The sequence below is a fragment of the Actinomadura soli genome, assembly GCF_005889715.1.
GTDB classification, from domain to species: domain Bacteria; phylum Actinomycetota; class Actinomycetes; order Streptosporangiales; family Streptosporangiaceae; genus Spirillospora; species Spirillospora soli.
The window spans coordinates 1-19191 of sequence record NZ_VCKW01000164.1; the positions used below are offsets into that span (position 1 = coordinate 1).

General features: G+C 71.4%; 14 protein-coding genes. 8 read left to right on the plus strand and 6 right to left on the minus strand.

All coding sequences use genetic code 11. The features are described from left to right. Positions 1-290: 290 nt before the first annotated feature. A complete protein-coding gene (locus ETD83_RS27220) occupies positions 291-1316 on the plus strand; it encodes a methyltransferase (RefSeq protein WP_171064457.1) in 1026 nt (341 codons plus the stop codon). 1 nt (position 1317) lies between these two features. On the opposite strand, the gene ETD83_RS27225 is transcribed toward ETD83_RS27220, so the two are convergent. Together ETD83_RS27225 and ETD83_RS27230 are read right to left on the minus strand one after the other, a co-directional pair. Next, on the minus strand, positions 1318-2010 hold the full coding sequence (locus tag ETD83_RS27225; protein ID WP_138648062.1) for an NUDIX hydrolase: 693 nt from the start codon (positions 2008-2010) through the stop codon (positions 1318-1320). Continuing rightward, positions 2007-2894, minus strand: coding sequence for a helix-turn-helix domain-containing protein (locus ETD83_RS27230; protein ID WP_138648063.1), 888 nt, complete (start codon positions 2892-2894; stop codon positions 2007-2009). The genes ETD83_RS27225 and ETD83_RS27230 overlap by 4 nt, the downstream gene beginning before the upstream one ends. A gap of 96 nt (positions 2895-2990) precedes the next feature. Between ETD83_RS27230 and ETD83_RS27235 the strand changes: the two genes are divergently transcribed. Next, positions 2991-3569 (plus strand): TIGR03086 family metal-binding protein, encoded by a 579-nt coding sequence (locus ETD83_RS27235; protein ID WP_138648064.1) that lies wholly within the window; start codon positions 2991-2993, stop codon positions 3567-3569. A 65-nt stretch (positions 3570-3634) separates the two neighbouring features. After that, a complete protein-coding gene (gltX, locus tag ETD83_RS27240) occupies positions 3635-5035 on the plus strand; it encodes a glutamate--tRNA ligase (RefSeq protein WP_138648065.1) in 1401 nt (466 codons plus the stop codon). Positions 5036-5069: 34 nt separating this feature from the next. Here gltX and ETD83_RS27245 read toward each other — a convergent pair whose 3' ends face one another. Both ETD83_RS27245 and ETD83_RS27250 read right to left on the minus strand, forming a co-directional pair. Then, positions 5070-5738 carry a response regulator gene (locus ETD83_RS27245; RefSeq protein WP_138648066.1) on the minus strand — a complete coding sequence of 223 codons (669 nt, stop codon included), beginning with the start codon at positions 5736-5738 and terminating at the stop codon, positions 5070-5072. Positions 5739-5827: 89 nt separating this feature from the next. Next, entirely contained in the window at positions 5828-10096 is a 4269-nt protein-coding gene (locus tag ETD83_RS27250) for a hybrid sensor histidine kinase/response regulator (RefSeq protein ID WP_138648067.1), read from the minus strand. Positions 10097-10432: 336 nt separating this feature from the next. Between ETD83_RS27250 and ETD83_RS27255 the strand changes: the two genes are divergently transcribed. From ETD83_RS27255 to ETD83_RS27265, 3 genes are read left to right on the plus strand one after another with little or no spacing between them, the layout of a single operon-like run. Next, positions 10433-12733, plus strand: a complete 2301-nt coding sequence (locus ETD83_RS27255) for a SpoIIE family protein phosphatase (protein WP_230421215.1) — start codon at positions 10433-10435, stop codon at positions 12731-12733. Between the two features lie 31 nt (positions 12734-12764). After that, positions 12765-13103, plus strand: coding sequence for an STAS domain-containing protein (locus tag ETD83_RS27260; RefSeq protein WP_138648069.1), 339 nt, complete (start codon positions 12765-12767; stop codon positions 13101-13103). Positions 13104-13148: 45 nt separating this feature from the next. Further along, a complete protein-coding gene (locus ETD83_RS27265) occupies positions 13149-13517 on the plus strand; it encodes an ATP-binding protein (protein ID WP_033333276.1) in 369 nt (122 codons plus the stop codon). A gap of 88 nt (positions 13518-13605) precedes the next feature. Here ETD83_RS27265 and ETD83_RS27270 read toward each other — a convergent pair whose 3' ends face one another. Together ETD83_RS27270 and ETD83_RS27275 are read right to left on the minus strand one after the other, a co-directional pair. Further along, complete coding sequence (locus ETD83_RS27270; RefSeq protein ID WP_230421216.1) at positions 13606-14952, minus strand: class II 3-deoxy-7-phosphoheptulonate synthase; 1347 nt, start codon at positions 14950-14952, stop codon at positions 13606-13608. A 354-nt stretch (positions 14953-15306) separates the two neighbouring features. Then, a complete protein-coding gene (locus ETD83_RS27275; RefSeq protein WP_230421217.1) occupies positions 15307-16317 on the minus strand; it encodes a sigma-70 family RNA polymerase sigma factor in 1011 nt (336 codons plus the stop codon). A 130-nt stretch (positions 16318-16447) separates the two neighbouring features. Between ETD83_RS27275 and trxA the strand changes: the two genes are divergently transcribed. Both trxA and ETD83_RS27285 read left to right on the plus strand, forming a co-directional pair. Then, a complete protein-coding gene (trxA, locus tag ETD83_RS27280; protein WP_138648070.1) occupies positions 16448-16801 on the plus strand; it encodes a thioredoxin in 354 nt (117 codons plus the stop codon). 130 nt (positions 16802-16931) lie between these two features. After that, on the plus strand, positions 16932-17783 hold the full coding sequence (locus ETD83_RS27285; RefSeq protein ID WP_230421218.1) for a putative RNA methyltransferase: 852 nt from the start codon (positions 16932-16934) through the stop codon (positions 17781-17783). The last annotated feature ends 1408 nt before the right edge of the window (positions 17784-19191 follow it).

Sequence of the window (19191 nt, forward strand, 5' to 3'; positions counted from 1 at the left end):
TGGTGGCGGTGGTGGCGGTGGCGAACAGGATCATGCTGGTGACGGTGACGGCGATCCCCGTGCGTCTCACGGAAGGCCCCTTTTCGCTGTTGGGAGCAGGAGCCGTCAGTCTCGAACAGTTCGATAAACCCGATGTGACCGTTCGGTTAGGGGACGACACGATCAGGTAACGGCGGGGGCCGGGGTTGGCAGGCGCCGGAAGATCACCGGCGTTAGGTGCCATTCGTCCAAGACGTCCCGCCGTCCGGATCCGTAGCGTCGTAGCAGGTCACAAGAGGGGGGAGCCGACCGTGTCGAGCTCACAGACAAGATCGCCGCTGCTGGATCTGGCCTTCGGATACATGCCGGCGCAGATGCTGCACGCCGCCGCCGAGCTGGGGCTGGCCGACGCCCTCGCCGGCGGTCCGCGGACGAGTGCGGAACTGGCCGGGGAGACCGGCGCGCACGCGCCGTCCCTCCACCGGCTGCTGCGCGGCCTGACCGGGCTGGGCGTCGTCGAGCAGAAGGAGCGCGACCTGTTCGCGCTCACCGCCGAGGGGCAGCGGCTCCGCGCCGACGCGCCCGACTCGATCCGCTCGCTGATCAGGCTGTTCTGCGGCCCGGACGTGTGGCGTTCGTGGGGCGGTCTGACCGAGACGCTGCGCACGGGAGAGTACGCCTGGGAGCGCGCGACCGGGATGACGCCGTTCGAGTTCTTCGAGTCACCGTCCAACGCGGAGCTGTCGGCGACGTTCAACGCGGCGATGTCCGAGCACACCCGGGCCGTCGCGCCCGGGGTCATCGAGGCGCACGACTTCGGCCGCCACGGGACGGTCGCGGACCTCGGCGGCGGCGACGGCACGCTGCTCGCCGCGATCCTGCGCGCCCATCCGGGGCTGCGCGGGCTGCTGTTCGACCTGCCCGCCGGGCTCACCGGGGCGTCCGGCGCGCTGGCCGATGTCGCGGACCGGGTGGAGATCGTCGAGGGTGACTTCTTCACGGAGGTGCCCGGGGGCGCGGACGCCCACGTCCTCAAGAGCGTCATCCACGACTGGGACGACGCGAAGGCCGCCGCCATCCTGCGGAACTGCCGCGCCGCCATGCGCCCGGACGCGCGGATCCTGCTGCTGGAGCAGGTCATGCCGGAGATCGCCACCCCGGAGACGCAGGGCGTCGTCCGCAACGACCTCAACATGCTCGTCTGCACCGGCGGACGCGAACGCACCGAGGCCGAGTTCCGCGAGCTGCTGGAGGCCGCCGGGTTCGCCGGCGTCTCACTGACCGGGCCGATCCCGCCGTTCGGCTACCACGTCATCGAAGCGGGGCCGGGCCGCTGACTCAGGTGCGGGTCCAGTCGGGCTGGACGAAGTCTGCGACCCTGGCGTGCCGTCCGAGCAGCACCACCTCGCGGAACTGCCACAGCATCGCGCCGGTCGGGGCGTGGACGCGCCAGTCCGGGCCCAGCCACATCTGCAGCAGACGCCCGCCGCCGGGCTGCGGCACCCACCTCGGCGTGTCGTCGTCGGCGAGCTTGCGCAGGCTCGTGTGGTGGACGGAGTGGACCTCGTCCGGGCTCGGCACGAGCGGGCCCGGGTCGTCCAGCACCACCACGATCGGGGTGATCGCGAATCCGGACGTGGCGGGGAAGTCGTCGAGCCTGCCGAGGACGTCGTCCGCCCCCGCCGCCAGGCCGATCTCCTCGCGCAGTTCCCGGAGCGCCGCCTCCTCGGGCGTCTCGCCGTCCTCCAGCCGCCCGCCGGGCAGGCCCCACTGCCCGGCGTTCCGCCCCCGGTACGCCCGCCTGATCAAGATCACCGAGGGGGTGCCGTCCTCCAGCCCCCGCCCGCCGCCGATCAACGGACGAGGTCCGCTCGGCCCGCCGTTGTGCTCCACGACGCACAGCACGACCCCGGCGCGCCGCAACCCGGGCGCGTCCGCCACCGTCGTGTGCGCGAACGAGCCGAGCCGCTCGGCGGCGAGCGCGCGGAACGCCGTGAGGTCGTCGAACGGGTCGAGGGGGGCGTCCGTCATGCGTCGATCTTGCCAGTCCCGCCGCCGGCCCCGCCCTCAGGCCCGTCGTCAGGCCCTGCGCGCGCGCCGGCCTCGCGGGCGTAGCGCGCGGGCGGTGTCCCGACGGCGGCGGTGAAGTCGTGGGTGAAGTGGGCCTGGTCGGTGTAGCCCAGCTCGGCCGCCAGGCCCGCCCAGTCCACCGGCGTGCCCTCCTCGGCCCGCGCGGCCGCCTCCAGCATCCGGTACCGCCTGATCACCCACTTCGGGCCGATGCCGACGTACTCGTGGAACAGCCGCTGCAGCCCGCGCGCGCTGAGCCCCACGTCGGCGCCGAGCTCGTCCACCCGCACCAGGGCGGGCAGCGCCGCGATCCGCTCGACGATCTCCGCGGCCCGCTCGATGGACGGGTCGGCCTCGGGACGCAGCCCCGTGAGGAACGCGACCAGCCGTGCGACGGCGTCGTCCGCGCCGTCCGTCGCGAAGATCTCGCCGGCGAGCGCGAGGCCCGCCGCGCCGAACAGCTCGTCCACGCCCGCGAACCGGCCGGTGAGCGCCGAGACCGGCCCGCCCGCGAACGGCCGGAACCCGCCGGGCCGGAAGCCCGCCCCCACCACGCGCCCGTCGTCGGCGATCTCCTCGACGAACTCGTCGCGCACGACCCCGACGATGCGCCCCCGGGTCCTCTTGCCGGTCCAGTAGTTCGTGAAGGTCATGTGGACGTTCGGCCGCGTGAGCACCTTCTGCCGGTGCGCGGGCCGGCCGCGCAGATCCCAGTGCAGCACCCAGAAGAACTCGACGAACGGGGCGAGCTCGTCCGGCGGCGCGATCCGCTCGACCTGGAACCGCTCCAGGCCCGTCCGGGCCCGCAGGATGCCCCGCGCGTCCTGGGGGAGGAGTCGTGCCATCACCCCAGGTTAGCCGTGTCGCGTTCCTACAAGACCGGACGCCGCGGACCGCCTAACGTGCGGAACACGTTCGAACACGCATACGAAGGAGAGACCGTGGATATCCGGAACCAGATGCTTCCCGCCGCCACGGCCGCGGTGCGGATCGTCCGGCAGGTCCCCGAAGACCTGATGGACGCGCCGACGCCCTGCCCGGACTGGGACGTCCGGGCCCTGATCAACCACCTCATCCTGTGGACCGGGCGGGGCGAGACGGCCGCGCGCAAGCTGCCGCCCGACGGCCCGGACGAGGGCCACGACTACACCGCCGAGCCGGGCTGGGCCGACCGGTTCGAGGATCAGGCGCGCAGCGCCGCCGAAGCATGGCAGGACCCGGCCGCCTGGGAAGGGAACACCAGCCTCACCGGAAACAAGGACGGCATGCCCGCCGAATTCGTCGCGGGGATACTGCACGGCGAATGCGTCCTGCACGGCTGGGACCTCGCCGTCGCCACCGGACAGCACCCCGCCTTCCCGCCGGAGACCGTCCGGACGGCCTGGGAGCTGACCCTCGGGACGGCGAAGATGGCCCGGGAGTACAAGCTGTTCGGCGAGGAGGTCCCCGTCCCGGAGGACGCGCCGCTGCTCGACCGCCTGGTCGGCCTGACCGGGCGCGACCCGCACTGGAAACCGTGACGCCCTCGGCTGGGCACGCGCGGGTCACGGCGCGAGCGGGGGCCCGCGCGCTCTACGCTTGAGGCATGTCTCCGACCTCTGCGATCCGCGTCCGCTTCGCCCCGTCCCCGACCGGCATCTTCCATGTCGGCGGCGCCCGCTCGGCGCTGTTCAACTGGGTGATGGCCGCGCAGTCGGGCGGGACGCTCGTGCTGCGGATCGAGGACACCGACGCCTCCCGCAACAGCCCCGAATGGACCGAGGGCATCATCCGCGCCCTGGCCTGGCTCGGGATGGACGGCGAGCAGTACGAGGGCCCCTACTTCCAGTCGGCCAACGCCGACAAGCACGCCGAGGCCGCCCAGACGCTGAAGGACAAAGGCCGCGCCTACTACTGCGACTGCACCCGCGAGGCCGTCATCGCCCGCACCGGCGACCAGCACAAGGGCTACGACGGCTTCTGCCGCGACCGCGGCCTGGAGCCCGGCCCCGGACGCGCCCTCCGGTTCCGCACGCCCGACGACGGCCAGACCACCGTCGTCGACCTGCTGCGCGGCAAGCCCGTCTTCGAGAACGCCGTCCTGGAGGACTTCGTCATCGCCCGCGCCGACGGGTCGGTCACGTTCCTGCTGGCCAACGCCGTGGACGACATGAGCCAGGGCATCACCCACGTCGTGCGCGGCGAGGAGCACCTGTCCAACGCGCCCAAGCAGCAGCTGCTGTGGGAGGCGCTCGGCGGGGAGCCGCCCGTCTGGGCGCACGTCCCCGTCATCGTGAACGAGAAGCGGCAGAAGCTGTCCAAGCGCCGCGACAAGGTCGCGCTGGAGGCCTACCGGGACGAGGGCTATCTCGCCGAGGCCATGCGCAACTACCTGATGCTGCTCGGCTGGGCCCCGTCCGGCGACCGCGAGATCGTCCCGTGGGACGTGATCGTCGACGAGTTCCGCATCGACGACGTCAACACCTCGCCCGCGTTCTTCGACGAGAAGAAGCTCCGCGCGTTCAACGGCGAGTACATCCGCGCGCTGCCGCTCCAGAAGTTCGTCGCCGAATGCCTCCCGTTCCTGCAGGACGCCCCGTTCGACGTGGACGTCGCCGTGTTCGCCGAGCTGGCGCCGCTGGCGCAGACCCGGGTGGCGCTGCTGTCGGAGATCGTCCAGATGATCGACTTCGCGTTCCTGGACGAGCCGCCGTCCGACGAGCAGTCCTGGGCCAAGGCCATGAAGGAGCCCGCCGCCGCGATCCTCGCCGCCGCCGAGGCCGCCTACCAGGACGCGCCGTGGAACGCCGCCGAGCTGAAGGACCGGCTGGAGCGCATCGGCACCGAGCACGGCCTCAAGCTGGGCAAGACGCAGGCGCCCGTCCGCGTGGCCGTCACCGGCCGCACCGTGGGCCTGCCCCTCTTCGAGTCCCTGGAGATCCTCGGCCGCGACCGCACCGTGGCCCGCATCGCCGCCGCACGGGCGCGCCTCGCCGCACAGGCTTAACCGCAGCGCGGGTTTGACCGCCGGGGGCGGCGGGTCAGGACGTCTGCTCGTCGCCGTTCAGGGCGTGGCGGAGGTCGGCGAGGCGGCGGTCCAGCTCGTCGAACTCGCCGCGCAGCGACGCCGGGGCGCGCTTGCCGACGATCTCGGCCTGCTCCTGCACGGAGATCAGCCGGTCGCCGACCCGCCCGGGCGGCGCGTCCCGCGGCCGCTCGGCGTCGCGCGGGGCCTTCGCGGGGCGCGCCTTGAGGAGCGTCGCCTGCTCGCGGAGCAGCGCGGCCTGCTCCCGCAGCAGCGTCGTCTGGTCGCGGAGCTGCTTGTTCTTGTTGTGCAGCTCCACGAACACCGACACCTTCGCGCGCAGCACCCACGGGTCGAACGGCTTGGAGATGAAGTCGACCGCGCCCGCCGCGTAGCCGCGGAACGCGTAGTCGGGATCGCTGTTCACCGCGGTGAGGAAGATGATCGGCAGGTCGCGGGTCTTCTTGCGGCGCTTGATGTCGCGGGCCGTCTCGAACCCGTCCATTCCTGGCATGACGACGTCCAGCAAGATCACCGCGTACTCGTCGGTGAGCAGCGCCTTCAGCGCCTCCTCACCGGACCGCGCCCGAACGAGGTCCTGATCGAGCGAGCTGAGGATGGCCTCCAGCGCGATCAGGTTCTCCTCGCGGTCGTCCACGAGCAGGATCTTGGCCTTGTCGTCCACGCGCGTCTCTCCGATCCGGTCCCCGCCACTCCACGGCCGCGTCCGCGGCCACGACGACCCTGCCTGCCAGGCGACTCCTCTCCCTCTCCTCAGCGGACGATGGAGGGTTGCAGCCAGTTCCGCATCACGTCAAGAAGATGGTCCACGTCGACGGGCTTCGGCACATAGTCCGACGCGCCGGACTCCAGGCTCTTCTCCCGGTCGCCCTTCATCACCTTCGCCGTGATCACGATAATGGGCAGCTCAGCGAACTGCGGCATCTCCCGGATCGCGGCCGTCGTGGCGTAGCCGTCCAGGCCCGGCATCATCACGTCCATCAGCACGACCGCCACGTCCGGATTGCGGTGCAGGACGTCGATTCCGGCCTGTCCGTCCTCGGCGTACAGGACCTCCATCCCGTAGCCCTCCAGGACGCTGGTCAGCGCGAACACGTTCCGGACGTCGTCGTCCACGATCAGGACCTTGCGGCCCGACAGGACGGTGTCGAGGAAGTCCGCGGGCGGCTCCTCCAGCAGCCCGTTCAGCGCGGGCTCCGCCTCCCCGGGACGTTCCCCGCGGGGCGTGCGCCGCTCCACCGGCAGCCCGTTCTCCCCGGGCTGGATGGACACGGTGCCGGCGATGCCGCCGGTCAGGCCGCCGTTCGCGGGCCCTCCCGGCAGGGCGGCCTCCTGCGCGGCCGCCGCCTCGTCCGGCATCGCCGAGCGGCGCCGCCCGTCGCGCTCGCTGTACTGGGCGGGCAGGTAGAGCGTGAACACGCTGCCGCGCCCCGGCCGGCTCTCCGCGTGGATCTCGCCGCCGAGCAGCCGCGCGATGTTCCGGCTGATCGACAGGCCAAGCCCGGTGCCGCCGTAGCGGCGGCTGGTCGTCCCGTCGGCCTGCTGGAACGGCTCGAAGATCTCCTGCAGCTTGTCCGCGGACACCCCGATGCCCGTGTCGATCACCCGGAAGGCGATCACGTCCGGGGTGTTCCACAGCGCGGGCAGCGTGAAGTCGATGTCGCCGGCCCGCTCGATCACCAGCCGCACCTCGCCCTCGGCGGTGAACTTCACCGCGTTGGACAGCAGGTTCCGCAGCACCTGCTGCAGCCGCTGCTCGTCGGTGTTCAGCGTGGACGGGACGTCCGCCGCTACCTCCACGCCGAACTGCAGCCCCTTGTCGACCGACAGCGGCCGGAACGTGGCCTCCACGTAGTCGACGAGCGCCGACACCGCGATCCGCTGCGGATGCGCCTCCATCTTCCCGGCCTCGACCTTCGCCAGGTCCAGGATGTCGTTGATCAGCTCCAGCAGGTCGGTGCCGGAGTCGTGGATCGTCTGCGCGAACTCCACCTGCTTGCCGGTGAGGTTGCCGTCCTGGTTCTCCGACAGCAGCTTGGCGAGCACGAGCAGGCTGTTCAGCGGCGTGCGCAGCTCGTGCGACATGTTCGCCAGGAACTCCGACTTGTACCGCGAGGAGATCGCCAGCTGCTCGGCGCGCTCCTCCAGCGTCCGCCGGGCCTGCTCGATCTGGAAGTTCTGGATCTCGATCGCGCGGTTCTGCTGGGCCAGCAGCGCCGCCTTCTCCTCCAGCTCGGTGTTGGAGTGCCGCAGCTCGCCCTGCTGGCGCTGCAGCTCGTCCGAGCGCTCCTGCAGCTCCTGCGCGAGCCGCTGGGACTCGCCGAGCAGCGCCTCGGTGCGGGTGTTGGCGCGGATCGCGTTCAGCGTCACCCCGATCGTCTCGATCAGCTGGCTGAAGAACGCCAGGTGGACGTCGGTGAACCGGCCGAAGGAGGCCAGCTCGATCGCGCCGAGCACCTCGTCCTCGAACACGATCGGCAGCACGATGATGTTGACCGGGGACGCCTCGCCGAGCCCCGAGCCGATCTTGACGTAGTCGGCGGGCGCGTCGGCGATCAGCAGCGGCCTGCGCTCCTGCGCCGCCTGCCCGACGAGGCCCTCGCCCAGCGCGAACCGGGCCGCGGCCGCCTCCCCGGCCCGGCCCGCCCGGCCGCGCCGCGTCCCGTACCCGGCGATCAGCGCCAGCTCCGTCTCCTCGCCGCTGTTCTCCGCGAGGTAGAACGCGCCGTACTGGGCACTCGCCGTCGGCGTCAGCTCCCGCATGATCAGGTCGGCGACCTGCTGGAGGTCCCGGTGGCCCTGCATGAGCCCGCCGATCCGCGCCAGGTTGGTCTTCAGCCAGTCCTGCTCCTCGTTGGCGCGGGTCGTCTCGCGCAGCGTCGCGACCATCAGGTTGACGTTGTCGGACAGCTCCGCGACCTCGCCGCGCGCCTCCACGGTGATCGTCCGGGTCAGGTCGCCGGTGGCGACCGCGCTCGCCACCTCGCCGATCGCGCGGACCTGCGTCGTCAGGTTGCCGGCAAGCTCGTTGACGCTCTCCGTCAGCCGCTTCCAGGTGCCGGACACTCCCTCGACCTCGGCCTGCCCGCCGAGCCGTCCCTCGATGCCCACCTCGCGCGCCACGCGGGTGACCTCGGACGCGAACGACGACAGCGTGTCGACCATCGTGTTCAGCGTCGTCTTCAGCTCCAGGATCTCGCCCTGGGCGTTCACGTCGATGCGCCGGGTCAGGTCGCCGTGCGCGACCGCCGTCGCGACCTGCGCGATGTTGCGGACCTGGTAGGTCAGGTTGGACGCCATGCCGTTGACGTTGTCGGTCAGGTCCTTCCACATGCCGCCCGCGCCGGGCACCCGGGCCTGGCCGCCGAGGCGCCCCTCGGTGCCGACCTCGCGGGCGACGCGGCTGACCTCGTCCGCGAACGCCGAGAGCGTGTCGACCATGGTGTTCAGGGTCGTCTTCAGCTCCAGGATCTCGCCCTGCGCGTCCACCTCGATCTTGCGGCCCAGATCGCCCTGCGCGACCGCCGTGGTGACCTGCGCGATGCCGCGCACCTGGTTGGTCAGGTTGTTCGCCATCGAGTTGACGTTGTCGGTGAGGTCGAGCCAGACGCCGCCGGCGCCGGGCACGATCGCCTGCCCGCCGAGCCGCCCCTCCGTGCCGACCTCGCGGGCGACGCGGGTGACCTCGGACGCGAACGCCGACAGCGTGTCCACCATCGCGTTCACGGTGTCCTTCAGCTCCAGTATCTCGCCCTGCGCGTCGACCGTGATCTTCTTGCCGAGATCGCCCTGCGCGACCGCGGTGGTGACCTGCGCGATGTTGCGGACCTGGTAGGTCAGGTTGGACGCCATGCCGTTGACGTTGCTGGTCAGGTCCTTCCAGACGCCGCTCACGCCGGGCACCCGGGCCTGGCCGCCGAGCCGTCCCTCGGTGCCGACCTCGCGGGCGACGCGGGTGACCTCGGCGGCGAACGCCGACAGCGTGTCGACCATCGTGTTCACGGTGTCCTTGAGCTGGGCGATCTCGCCCTGCGCGTCGACCGTGATCTTCTTGGCCAGGTCGCCTTCGGCGACGGCCGTGGTGACCTGCGCGATCCCGCGGACCTGGTAGGTCAGGTTGTTCGCCATCGCGTTGACGTTGTCGGTCAGGTTCTTCCAGACGCCGCTGACCCCCGGCACGTTCGCCTGGCCGCCAAGCTGGCCCTCCGTGCCGACCTCGCGGGCGACGCGGGTCACCTCGTCGGCGAACGCCGACAGCTGGTCGACCATGGTGTTCACGGTCAGCTTCAGCTCCTGGAGCTCACCGGTCGCCTCCACCGTGACCTTGCGGGTCAAGTCGCCCTTCGCCACCGCCGTGGTGACCTCCGCGATGTCGCGGACCTGGGACGTCAGCCGCGACGCCATCACGTTCACCGACGCGGTCACGTCCCGCCAGCGGCCCGTCATCCCGCGCGCCGGGGCCTGCCCGCCGAGCCTGCCCTCCGTGCCGACCTCCCGGGCGAACTGCGTGACCTCCCACGTGAACTGGTCGAGCAGCTCCACCATGCCGTTCACGGACTTGGCCATGCGCAGCAGCTCCCCGCGCATCGGTCGGCCGCGCACCCTCAGCTCGACCCGCTGGCTCAGGTCGCCTGCCGCGACGGCCTCCACGACCTGGCTCATCCCCGTCGACAGGTCGGTCAGCTTGTCGATGATCGCGTTGGCGTCCTCGACGGCGGCCGCCCAGGTGCCCCGCAGCGTCCCGGGTGTGAGCCGGCCCCGCAACTGGCCCTCCCGGCCGATCTCCCGCCGGACGCGGGCCAGCCCAGAGGACAGCTCGCGGCCGTTCTGCCGGATCTCCTCCAGGACCGCCGCGGCCTCGGCCACGGCGCCCTCGCCCGGCACGTTCAGCTCGGTCCTCGCCTTCCCGTCCCGGACGGCGATGAGCGCCTTGAGGAGCGGTTCGAGATCGGCGTCGCTGTAGCGCGGAGCGGTGTCGCGGTACCCGCCGTTGGGGCGGGCGCGAGACGCGGTACGCGGCATGCTCTTCATCCTCCTGGCCCGCGATTGTCGGTATCCGGACGGCGGCGGTTGCCCGGATGACACGGACTCCTTCCCCGGGCCATCTCTGGCCGCACCTGTACTCTACGTCGCCGTGCAGCACTGGACCGGCCTTCACGCGGCGGTGAACGGACGGCAATGACCGTGCATCCGTCCTTGTAGCCTTCGTGTTACGGTCTGTCGTGTTGTGGCATGGGCCGCACGCCGAGCCGGACGCATGCTTCCGCACCTCGGTTGTCGGCTCTCGCGGTCGCGCGGCCGGTCAGTCTGACACGATGGCCAGACCAGGTTAGTGACGCTTCGAACGAGGGACGGCAGTTGGATCGGCAGACGGCGTCGGCGACCTTCCCGTCCGCCGCCGCGGCGGTGGCGGACGCGCGCCGGTTCGTCCGCAAGGTGCTCGCCGACTGGGGCATGGACGAGGTGGCCGACGACGCCGTCCTCGCCACGAGTGAACTCGCCACCAACGCGATCGCCTACGCCGGTACGTCCTTCGAGGTCTCCTGCCACCTGGAGGAGGGCGACGTCAGGATCGAGGTCCGCGACCGGCATCCCACCCGGGGCATCGAGATGCCCGGCGTCACCGCCTCCAGCGGGCGCGGGCTGCCGTCGATCTCCCGCCTCGCCGCGTCCTGGGGCGTCTCCTACGACCGCCGCACCAAGGGCGTCTGGTTCCGGTTGCCCCGGCCCGGCGCCTCCTCCGCCGCCTCCGCCTTGACCGGGCAGGACGCCGAGCCCGATTCGGTCCCCGAGGTCGCCAAGCCCGCCGGGCTTCCCGGCAAACCTCCCGGCGGCCGTGCCGCCAGGAGCGAGGCCGCCCGCCTGTGGGCCCGTGAGCGCATCGCGCGCGACGGCGGGGGCGAGGCGTCCCGTGACGGCGCGGGCCCCGGCGGCCAGGCCAGGGACGGCCGGCTCGCCGAAGGCGTCGGCGAGGTCCCCGTCGCCGGAGACCGCCTCCTGCGCTCCCCGGCGGCCCTGGAATCCATGGAGGACGGCGTCGCCACCGTCCGGGAGGTCCTCGGCGCCGAGGGCGCGGCCGTGCTGCTGACCGAGCGCGACGGCCGCCTGATCATGGGAGCGTCCGCCGGGACCGCCGCCGAGATGCCCCTCGGCGAGCTGTCGGTGGCCGGTCTCGGCCCCGCCGCCCGCGCCGGCTCCGCCTGGGTGGCCGCCGACGCCTCCGACCCGACCGCAGCCGCCCTGCAGGCCCGGTCGCTGGCCGCGGCGCCGCTGGAGTCCCAGGGACGCCTCACCGGGCTCGTGGTGGCCGTCTCGTCCGTTTCCGGCCGTTTCGCCGAGGCCGACGGGGTCCGGCTCGGCCGCCTCGCCGACGAGATGTCGCTCTCCCTGGAGAAGGCACGGGTCGGCGAACTGGAACGGTCCTGGCGCGGCTGGCTCAGCTTCGTCGCCGAGGCCAGCGACCTGCTCGCGGGCACCCTCGACCAGGAGCGCACGATGGCGCTCGTCGCGCAGCTCGTCGTGCCCCGCCTCGCCACCTGGTGCGCCGTCTACACCGTCACCGAGGCCGAGCCCGACCGGCTCGCGTACGTGTGGCACGCCGACGAGAACCGCGCCGACGGCCTCCGCGAGCTGCTCGAACACGCGGGCGCCGCCCCGCCGACCGACGTCCCCGGCCCGTGGAGCGGGCTCGCCACCGCACCCGACGACGTGCGGGCCGCCGCCGGCGACACCGCCGCCGACCAGGTCTACGCGTTCCCGCTGATCGCCCGCGGCCGCCGCATCGGCACCATCGTCATCGGCCGCCCGTCCGGCGACCGGTTCCCGCGCAGCGCGATCGAGCTGGCCGAGGAGCTCAGCCGCCGCGCCGCCCTCGCCGTCGACAACGCGCGGCTGTTCTCCGCCCAGACCGCCATGAGCAGCGCGCTCCAGCGCAGCCTCCTGCCGCCCGGCATCCCCGAGATCCCCGGCATGGAGGTCGCGGTGGTGTACGAGCCCGCGGGGGAGGGCAGCGAGGTCGGCGGCGACTTCTACGACGTCTTCGAGAGCGGGCTGCGGCCCGGCACCCCCGCCCCCGCGTCCCGCTGGCGGTTCGCCATCGGCGACGTCTGCGGCACCGGCCCCGAGGCCGCCGCCGTCACCGGGCTCGCCCGGCACGCCCTGCGCATCCTCGCCGCCGAGGACATGTCCGTCCCCGCCGTGCTCGCCCGCCTCAACCGGCTGATCCTCGGCGAGGGCGAGCGCGGGCGGCTGCTCACCCTGCTGCACGGCGAGATCGCCGCCCGCCGCAGCCGCGACGGCGTGACGATCAGGCTGACCAGCGCCGGCCACCCGCCGCCGCTGATCCTCGACCCGGACGGCGGCGTCCGCGAGGCCGCCTCGCCGCAGCCGCTGCTCGGTGTGTTCGACGGCGTCGAGTTCCACACAGACACGGTCGACCTGCGGCGCGGAGAGGTCCTGCTCTGCGTCACCGACGGCGTCACCGAACGCCGTTCCGGCAACCGGCTGCTCGGGGACGGCCACGGGCTCGAGCGCCTCCTCGCCGGCTGCACCGGGCTGAGCGCGGGCGCCGTCGCCGCCCGTATCCAGCGCGCCGTGCGCGACTTCGGGCCCGAGCCGTCCAACGACGACGTTGCCCTCATCGTTCTGCGGGCGTCATGATGGAGACCAACAATCGGTAAGGTGGGGTGGCGTGGGGCTTGCCTTGCACACGACACGACAGGACGGCCGCGCGACGATCGCCGCGCGCGGCTCGATCGACCTGCACTCCTCCGACGAGCTGCGGTCCCGGCTGACCGAGCTCGTGGACGCCGGTGAGCGGGCGGTCGTCGTCGACCTCACGGCGGTCGACTTCTGCGATTCCTCTGGTCTGAACGTCCTCGTCCGGGCGTACAAGCACGCGCGCGCGCAGAACGCCACGCTGACCGTCACCGGCGCCTACGGCCGGGTCGAGAACGTGCTGCGGACCACCGGGCTCGACCGCTTCCTGATCGAAGGCCCCGCGGAGGAGGCTCCCGCCGATGGACGGTGAGGGAAACGCGATGAAGAACGGCGAGCGGGCGGGGTGACCGACCCGATGACCGAGACGACACTGCGGGCCGCGCCCCAGACCGAGGCGGTCGAGTACGCGCGCCGCCTGGCCGCCCGCACGATGCGCACCTGGGCCCTGATGGACCGCGAGGAGCTCGTCACCGCGATCGTGGCCGAGCTGGTCGCCAACGCCGTCCGGCACGCCGGGACGGCGCTGGAGCTGCGGCTGCTGCGCGGCACCGGGCGGATCCGCGTCGAGGTACGCGACCGCGCGGCCCAACTGCCGCGGCTGACCGTCCCCGGCCCGCTGGACGAGTCGCACCGCGGCCTGTTCATCGTCGACCGCTTCGCGAACTCCTGGGGCGCCGACCCTGTCACCGGAGGCAAGGTCGTCTGGGCCGAAGTCGACATCTGACGCCCCGCCGGAGTCGTGTTTCGCCCCTGGAACGTGCCGTCGCGGAAGACTTCGCGTCCCGGACGCGATGATCGGCCGGACTTGGTGATCAGCCGGACTTGCGGTACAGCTCCGCCACCATGAACGCCAGGTCCAGCGACTGGCCCCGGTTGAGCCGCGGATCGCACGCCGTCTCGTAGCGCTGGTGCAGATCGGCCTCCGCCAGCCCCTGCGCCCCGCCGACGCACTCGGTGACGTCGTCGCCGGTGAACTCGATGTGGATGCCGCCCGGATGCGTCCCGAGCGCCCGGTGGACCTCGAAGAACCCGGCCACCTCGTCCAGGACGTCGTCCAGCCGCCGCGTCTTGTGGCCGCTCGGCGCCTCGAACGTGTTCCCGTGCATCGGGTCGCACAGCCACGCCACCGGGGCGCCGCTCTGGTGCACCTTCTCGATCAGCGGCGGCAGCGCCTTGCGGATCCGCCCGGCGCCCATGCGGGTGATGAACGTCAGCCGCCCCGGCTCGTGATCCGGGTTCAGCCGCTTCATCAGCGCGATGGCGTCGTCGGCGGACGTCGCCGGGCCGAGCTTCACCCCGATCGGGTTGCGGATGTGCCGCAGGAACTCCACGTGCGCGCCGTCCAGCTGCCGGGTGCGCTCCCCGATCCACAGGAAGTGCGCCGACACGTCGTACGGCAGGCCGCTGAGGCTGTCGATACGGGTCAGCGCCCGCTCGTACTCCAGCAGCAGCGCCTCGTGGCTGGAGTAGAACTCCACGTCGTGGAACTCGTCGGGGTCCGCCCCGCACGCCTTCATGAACGTCAGCGCGCGGTCGATCTCGCCCGCGAGCCGGTCGTAGCGGCGCCCCGCCGGGCTCTGCGCCACGAAGTCCTGGTTCCAGGCGTGCACCTGCCGCAGGTCGGCGTACCCGCCCTTGGTGAACGCCCTGCACAGGTTCAGCGTCACCGCCGAGCAGTGGTACGCCTTCAGCAGCCGGTTCGGGTCGTTGCGGCGGGACGCGGCGTCGAACCCGAGCCCGTTCACCGCGTCGCCCCGGTACGCGGGCAGCTCCAGCCCACCGCGGACCTCCATGGGCTTCGACCGCGGCTTGGCGAACTGCCCCGCCATCCGGCCGATCTTCACCACCGGCACGCTGGCGGCGTAGGTGAGCACGACCGCCATCTGCAGCAGCGTCTTCAGCTTGTTCTTCACCGCGTCGGCGTTCGATCCCTCGAACGTCTCGGCGCAGTCGCCGCCCTGAAGGACGAACGCCTCACCGCGCGCGACGTCCGCGAGCTGCGCCTTGAGCTGGTCGCACTCGCCCGCGAAGACGAGCGGCGGCTGCGCCGCCAGCTCGGCCGCGACCGCGCGGACCTCGTCGGGATCGTCCCAGTCGGGCTGCTGGAGGGCGGGGAGGTCGCGCCAGGCGTCCAGGTCCCCGATGGCGGGTGTACTCACGCTGAAAGGCTATGGCACGCCCGAGCCTGCCGGACGACCTGTCCAAGTGCAGCGGCGGCCAGAACCGGAAACTCGGCGCGAACAAGCGGAGACACGATGCAGCGGGCCACGGAATGAACACGCAGAGGAACGGCGCGCACACGCAGAGACCCGGCACGCACAGACTAAAGACCCGGCACGAACACGCATCGCCAGCCGACGGACGGAGCCACAAACCGGGCACGCGCCGGCACGAACGACCGGACGCGAAGAGGTGGGCGGCAGACACGAACGGACGGCCCCGGGGTCTGCGGGGCCGTCCGTTTCGTCGTTCAGGGGGAGTTTCGTCGTTCAGGGGGAGTCGCCGGTCTGCGCTCAGGCCGCCCGGCTACCTGCCGCGGTGCGCACGCGCTCGGCGGAGGAGCCCGGCCCGCCCGCCAGCGTCCGGCGGCCGCTCAGGTCGGCCTCGTTCGCCAGCTGCCGCAGCCGCCGCAGCGAACGGTCGGTGATCTGCCTCACCCGGTTGTGGCTCAGGCCGTACCGGGCACCGATCTGCGCGTACGAGAGCGGCTGGCCGCTGTCCATCCCGAACCGGGCCCGCAGGATCGCGGACTCGCGTTCCGGGAGCCGTTCGAGGAGCCGCCCGAGGCCCTCGATGTCGTCCAGCGCGAGGATCTCGGCCTCCGGCGTCACGGCGTCCGGATCCTCGAGCAGGTCGCCCATCGACGTCTCGCCGGCGTCGTCGACGGTCGCGTCCAGGCTCGCCGGGTCGCGCCGCCAGCGCAGCAGCTCGTCCACATGGTCGGCGTCGGCGCCCAGCACGCCGGCGAGCTCGTCGCGCGTCGGCTCCCGGCCGAGCTCACGGCCCAGCTGCCGCTCCGCGCGGCGCAGCCGCGAAAGCTCCTCCTCGACATGGACGGGCAGCCGGATGGTGCGGGCGGTATGGCTGAGCCCGCGCCCGATCGCCTGCCTGATCCACCATGTCGCGTACGTGGAGAACTTGAAGCCGCGGCGGTAGTCGAACTTCTCCACCGCGCGCATCAGCCCCAGGTTCCCCTCCTGAATGAGGTCGATGAGGGGCAACGAGTCGGTCGGGTACTTTCGGGCGATCGAGACCACGAGGCGCAGATTGGCCTCGACGAAGCGCTGCTTCGCGCGCAGCCCCGCCGAGGTCAGCTCCTCCAGCTCCTCGCGGGACACGCCCTTGGGCACGTTCCCATCCTCGAGGAGTTGTTCGGCGTACAGGCCCCCTTCGATCGCCTTGGCCAGATCGACCTCCTCCTGCGCGTCGAGCAGGGGGGTGCGGCCGATCCGGTCCAGGTATGCCCCGACGAGGTCCTTGTCGGGGACGTCGACCCTGTCGCCCTTGGTACGGGTTGCAGCCATCCTGACCCTTCTCCGGTGCGATCTCCCTAAGAGGAGAACGCTAATTACCGCTCTGTGATTCCCGGGTGGGGAATACTGCGAACCTGTTAGCCGCTCTAGGTCCTGATACCCCGACTGAGGAGAAACCGACATGGCGACGGTCACACTCACCGTGAAGAACTTCGATGAGGTCGCCCAGGCCGAAGGCATCGTCCTGGTCGACTTCTGGGCGGAGTGGTGCGGACCGTGCAAGAGGTTCGCGCCCGTGTTCGAGAGGTCGGCGGGCAAGCACGACGACATCACCTTCGCCAAGGTCGACACCGACGCCGAGCCGGAGCTGTCGGAGCGTTTCGGGATCCGGTCGATCCCGACCCTGATGGCCATCCGCGACGGCATGATCGTCTTCGCCGAGCCGGGCGCGCTCCCCGAGTCGGTGCTGGAGAACGTGATCGAGCAGGTCAGAGGGCTCGACATGGCGGACGTCCGGCGCCGCGCCGAGTCCTGAACCGGGGCCAGTAGCGGCGCCTCACCAGCCGTGATGGGTTGCCCGCCCGGGAAGCGCCGCTGACAACCGGACGGCGCGTGGACGGCGCGACGGCAAAGAACCGTGCGGTACCGCCCGTTCCGCGGCCATCATGCAGGATGATGGACGGGTGCTCGCCGATGTCGTCCAATACCTGGTGTGCCCCGTGTGCGGAGCGGATCTCGAACTGGCTGACCGCGGACTGCTCTGCCCCGGCGGGCATACCTTCGACATCGCGCGGCAGGGGTATGCGAACCTGCTGCCCGGCAACGCCCGTCCGGGAACGGCGGACACCCCCGAGATGGTCCGCGCGCGAGACGAGTTCCTCAGGGCGGGCCACTTCGCGATACCGGCGGATCGGCTCGCCTGGAGCGTTTCACGCGCCCGCCCGTCCTTCGTCCTCGACGCGGGCGCCGGAACCGGGCACTATCTGAGCCGGACGCTCGACCGCTCACCGGACGCGGTCGGCCTCGCCCTCGACATCTCCAAACACGCCGCACGCCGCGCGGCCAAGGCGCATCCCCGCGCCGGCGCCGTCGTCGCCGACCTGTGGCGCCCGCTGCCCCTGCGGAACGGCGCCGCCGACACCGTCATCAACGTCTTCGCACCCCGCAACGCCGCGGAGTTCCACCGGGTCCTCAGCGACGACGGGCTCCTCTTCACGGTGACGCCCTCGCCCCGGCACCTCGGCCCGCTCGTCGAGTCGCTCGGACTCCTCTCGATCGACAAGCGCAAGACCGAACGCACGGACGCCGCACTCGCCGGATACTTCAAGCTGGACTCGCGCCAGGAACTGGAGACCGAGGCCGTCCTGACCCACGAGGAGATCGTCACGCTCGTCGGGATGGGGCCAAGCGCACACCACGTCCCTGCCGAGCAGCTCCAGGAACGGCTGGTGCGGCTACCCGACCCGCTCCCAGCGCCCCTGTCCTTCGTCCTGTCGACCTACCGACGGTTGGAGTAGGCGGGAGCACACGTCCTCGACGACCACATGTGGCACTTCACCCGGTTGCGTCCCGCCCTCTACTCCAGGGACGTCCACGGGTTGGCAACCGCGGGCCCTGCCGACCAGCAGAAGACGCTGGAGAGCCTGTCCCGCCCGAAGCCACTCGGAGGAAGAGTCACCGTAGGTAGCCAGTACCGCCCGCTGACTCGCCGTCCCATGTGCGGTAGGCAGCAAGTGAAGCGACACACCTCCAGCTTCGCCGCCCCTCCCAGCTCGTTGACGACGGCAACCCCCGGCCGTTTCCAGCCGTCGGCCGGTCGGTGGTGAAGGCCCGAAGAGAAGCGGCACAGAAGAGCCGCTCCTCAACACGTGATCCGGTGACGGCCCGCAAGCCGGACTGCCGCGAGCACTGATGGACGTCCGGCATGGACCACCGCCTCATGCAGAGAACTGAGCGGTGGCCAGACGCAGGTTCACAAGGGCCGCCCCGATGCTCAGATGCAGGACCCGTCCAGAGGCTCGCACAACGGCCGGTGCCTGAGGAGATCGGCCGCACTTCGATCAGCCCTGGCACGACCATGAACCGCCAGGCATGGACGTCGTGGATAGTGGGCCCCATCGTCGCGGCGACCACCAGGCGTTCCGCCGAAGCGCGAATGGCGGCGGGCACGGTTCCTCCAGAGAGGCCGGGTTCCAGAGCACCACGTGACCGGTGAATACGGAGCCCAGGGGAACCTCCGGTACTCCATGGGACGAAGCGTCAGGATGGACAGGAGTCAGCGATTTGACGGCCCAGGCCGAGGACCTTAATGTTCTTGCTGCCCCAAGGGACGCGGGACGCCGCCAGGCGGCCGGTCTCGGGGAAAGCGGGCCTCAGAAACGGTTCGAGCGGCGCTCGGACTGAGGTAAGATGGTCTGCACAGCCTAGGACGGGATGCAGGACGCCGGAAGGTGGCCGGCCCGTAGGGCTCCTCCCATGAAGCGATCTTGGCGGGTTTTTCGCCTGCGGGTTCGTTGTGGTGTGGGAACTCGGTTCGTCTCCGCCTCCGTCAAAAAGATCTTCGCTGATCGGCTTGACAACGGCGGCGAGTCGGGTAAATTAGAAGGGTTGCCCCGGAGCCGGGGCCCGCGGAAGCGGGCGGTCGGCGCGGTGGGTGTCCGTTTCTTGAGAACTCAACAGCGTGTTAAAAGCCAGTGCCTTTATACGGTCCGGTCGTTTTTGGCTGGGCCGTCCCCGCGGCCGCCTTGCTTTTGGTGGGGTGGTCGGGGATTTCTTTGAGGCAATGCAACCCTTCATTCGTGGGGGGTTGTGGTGCTGGGATTGTTTCCATGGTTTGGCTGAGGTGGGGGTTCGCCCCTCTGTCTTGGTCGTTGGGCCTTAATGGAGAGTTTGATCCTGGCTCAGGACGAACGCTGGCGGCGTGCT

What these genes read in the sequence shown, in the direction of transcription:
- ETD83_RS27275 (WP_230421217.1), bottom strand. Translation starts at nt 16,317, where the DNA reads ATGGCTGCAACCCGTACCAAGGGCGACAGGGTCGACGTCCCCGACAAG.
- gltX (WP_138648065.1), top strand. Translation starts at nt 3,635, where the DNA reads ATGTCTCCGACCTCTGCGATCCGCGTCCGCTTCGCCCCGTCCCCGACC.
- trxA (WP_138648070.1), top strand. Translation starts at nt 16,448, where the DNA reads ATGGCGACGGTCACACTCACCGTGAAGAACTTCGATGAGGTCGCCCAG.
- ETD83_RS27250 (WP_138648067.1), bottom strand. Translation starts at nt 10,096, where the DNA reads ATGCCGCGTACCGCGTCTCGCGCCCGCCCCAACGGCGGGTACCGCGAC.
- ETD83_RS27225 (WP_138648062.1), bottom strand. Translation starts at nt 2,010, where the DNA reads ATGACGGACGCCCCCCTCGACCCGTTCGACGACCTCACGGCGTTCCGC.
- ETD83_RS27265 (WP_033333276.1), top strand. Translation starts at nt 13,149, where the DNA reads ATGACCGAGACGACACTGCGGGCCGCGCCCCAGACCGAGGCGGTCGAG.
- ETD83_RS27285 (WP_230421218.1), top strand. Translation starts at nt 16,932, where the DNA reads ATGCAGGATGATGGACGGGTGCTCGCCGATGTCGTCCAATACCTGGTG.
- ETD83_RS27230 (WP_138648063.1), bottom strand. Translation starts at nt 2,894, where the DNA reads ATGGCACGACTCCTCCCCCAGGACGCGCGGGGCATCCTGCGGGCCCGG.